Source organism: Streptomyces glaucescens (assembly GCF_002154375.1).
GTDB classification, from domain to species: Bacteria; Actinomycetota; Actinomycetes; order Streptomycetales; family Streptomycetaceae; genus Streptomyces; species Streptomyces glaucescens.
On record NZ_MUND01000650.1, the window covers coordinates 1 to 2,595 of the forward strand.

General features: G+C 67.7%; 2 protein-coding genes and 1 pseudogene. 1 reads left to right on the plus strand and 2 read right to left on the minus strand.

Annotated features, from left to right (window positions below; all coding sequences use genetic code 11):
- Positions 1-25: 25 nt before the first annotated feature.
- On the minus strand, positions 26-1,159 hold the full coding sequence (locus tag CCN42_RS34100; RefSeq protein ID WP_245877591.1) for an SAVED domain-containing protein: 1,134 nt from the start codon (positions 1,157-1,159) through the stop codon (positions 26-28).
- Between the two features lie 321 nt (positions 1,160-1,480).
- On the opposite strand from CCN42_RS34100, the pseudogene CCN42_RS34105 reads away from it, so the two are divergent.
- Positions 1,481-1,878, plus strand: a pseudogene (locus CCN42_RS34105) (DUF1345 domain-containing protein); the annotation flags it as partial.
- Positions 1,879-1,926: 48 nt separating this feature from the next.
- On the opposite strand, the gene CCN42_RS34110 reads toward CCN42_RS34105, so the two are convergent.
- Positions 1,927-2,595: transposase (locus CCN42_RS34110; protein WP_143662115.1), on the minus strand; the 669-nt coding region annotated here is incomplete at its 5' end.

Consider the following 2,595-nt stretch of genomic DNA (forward strand, 5'->3'; position numbering starts at 1 on the left):
CGCACGGCGGGCCGCCGTGCGCAGGTCAGCCGGGAACCTGCCCCACCTCCAAGGTGGGCACGTAGCTGCCTGCCAAGCGCTCGTAGATCACGAGCTGCGGGTGCACCTGCGGATGGTGAGCACGGCCCAGGGCGATAGCCGCGGAGAGGGGAACGGCAGGCAGGACATGCAGGCGGCGCAGCGACTTAGCCTCCCTTTCCAGCCGCGCGAGAAGCGTCCGTAGCGTTTCCTCCACCTGTCGCAGTGACGCCCGGCACCGCAGTACGTCCGGACCAGCATGCGTGCCCACCGGGCTGACCTCGTAGCGGCGCAGCGCCGAAAGCTCCCGCGGAACCTCAGAAGGGGTGATGATGCCGGAGATGTTCACCACGACGACAGCCTCGTCCCCGTCCGCCCCAGCCTGGACCGGATGCGCGGCGAACTCGGTGACCGGGCCGCTCTCGGCAGGCCACACCCAGGACTGCTCGTGCCGGTGACGTTGGTAGATGTCCGTCGGTACGGTGTCGTCCAAGAGCGACCCGAGATAGACCAGCAATGGCAGACGCGCGAATCCGAACACGCTCACGTGCTGCACGGATTCCCGCTCTATCCCTGGTCGCAGCCGGTTGCGGACCACGTCATCGATGACCTTGGTCGCCTGCCGATAGTAGTGACGGCTGGCCTCGGCGGCAGATTCCGCGTCCCAGGCAGCGGCTGCCTGCTCGCCGGGAGTGTGCCGCAGATCTATCTCCACACCGTGCCGGGTGTAGGACTCCAGGTACAAAGGAAATCGGCGGCCTGCCGTCACAGCGTCCGCAGCGGTCTCCCGCGACAGCTCGACCGCATTTCCGTGCACCGACCCCACCATCCGCACCACCGTGGTGGCCCTCTCCGGCCCCAGCGCGGTCAGGTGCCTGACACGGTCCTCATGCTCCTGCTTCACACGGCGCAGCCACTCGACGGTGAAGACGTCCAGTGTAGCCTTCGCATCGATCTCCATATGTTGCTGGGCACACAGCAGCATCAGATTGTCTGCCTCATCCCGCAGCGCCTTCTCCAACAGATCCCCGCCGCGCGGCGAGCGCGGATCAGTGCTCTGCCCGACGATGTGCGCGACCTCCCCCAAAGGAAGCGTCCGTCCCGACATCGCCCCCTCCAGCAGGTACGCGTTGCACAGCATGCACCTGCCTCCGCTGCGCACCCATACGGCGAGAACCGCCTTGGATGAAAGACGGCTCCGTTTCCCGCCGCTCCCGCTCATCAGTACTGCCTCCATCCCTTCGCGACAGACCAGACGCTAGACGACACCTCCCCTGACACCAGGGGGATTTGACAAAGCGCGGCGCACCCTGGAAGTGCGGCTCCGCACGAGGACGTGTCCGTGGCGGACCGATACGCGCCCATAGCGGGCGCTGTCGGAAGCCTCAGCAGAGCTGCCGGCATATCTAGCCCCCGCTGCACCTGCGAGTCATACGGCCGGCTGGACGCCAGCTGCGCCTCGACTTCACCGGGGCCCGGGATGTCGGTCCTCATCGCGTCGGCGGTCTGGCGTCCCGGGCATCTGGGTTCCGCTTTCCCGGCGACGGTGCGGGTCGTCTCGTCGTCGTCGCCTGAATCTGCGTCCCGGTCGCTTTCGTGGTCGCGTTCCATACCGACAACCTCGTGGAGGACGAGGCGGCGCTGGACTCCCCGGGTGGGGAGACAGCGGCTTGGGCCGACTACGTGTACTTCGCCCTGTCAGTCATGACGACGTTCGGTACGACGGACGTCACGGTGATGTCGCGGGAGATGGGCCGGACGGTGGCGGCCAACGCGATCGTCGCGTTCGTCTTCAACTTCAACACGGTGATCGTGGCTGGCATGGTCACGGCGCTCGACAGTGGGCAGGGTGCTGCCTGACGGGTGCCGTTGGTCCTCGGACGGTGGGGGGTGCCTCTATGTCTTTCGTCAAGCGAGGTGTGGGGTGCGGGGTTGGTAGAAGGTTCCGTCGCGGAGCATGGCGAACAGGACGCTGATGCGGTGGCGGGCGAGGCGGAGGAGGGCCTGGGTGTGGGTTTTGCCGCGGGCTCGGCAGCGGTCGTAGTAGCCGCGGGAGGCGGGATCGTGCAGGGCTGCGAACGCGGACAGGAACATCGCGCGTTTGAGCTGCCGGTTTCCGCTTCGCGGAGCGTGATCGCCGTGGATCGAGGTCCCGGACGACCTGGTGGCCGGCGCAAGACCGGCATAGGAGGCCAGGTGGGCGGCGGTGGGGAAGGTGCTGCCGTCGCCGACGGTGACCAGGAGGACTGCGGCGGTCCTGACGCCGATGCCGGGCATCGAGGTCAGGACCTGGGAAAGAGGGTGGGCCTCCAGCAGAGCCTCGATGCGGACCTCCAGAGTCCGGCGTTGTTCGTGGACGGCGGCCAGGGACTTCGCCAACGAGGGCACGATCACGTCCAGGGTGCCGGTGCCGGGGACCACGACGGTCTGCTCGTCCAGGGCGGTGAGGATGTCGTCGGCCAGCCGCTGGGCCATGCGCGGGGCCCTGGGCCGGATCACCTCGACGAGCTTGCGGTGGCCTGCCTTGCGCAGAGCGTCCGGAGATCCGTAGCGCTCCAGGGTGTGGGGCATGGTGCG

Excerpts from the sequence above, each read along its gene's own strand:
- CCN42_RS34100 (WP_245877591.1), bottom strand. The coding sequence starts at position 1,159 with ATGCTGTGCAACGCGTACCTGCTGGAGGGGGCGATGTCGGGACGGACG.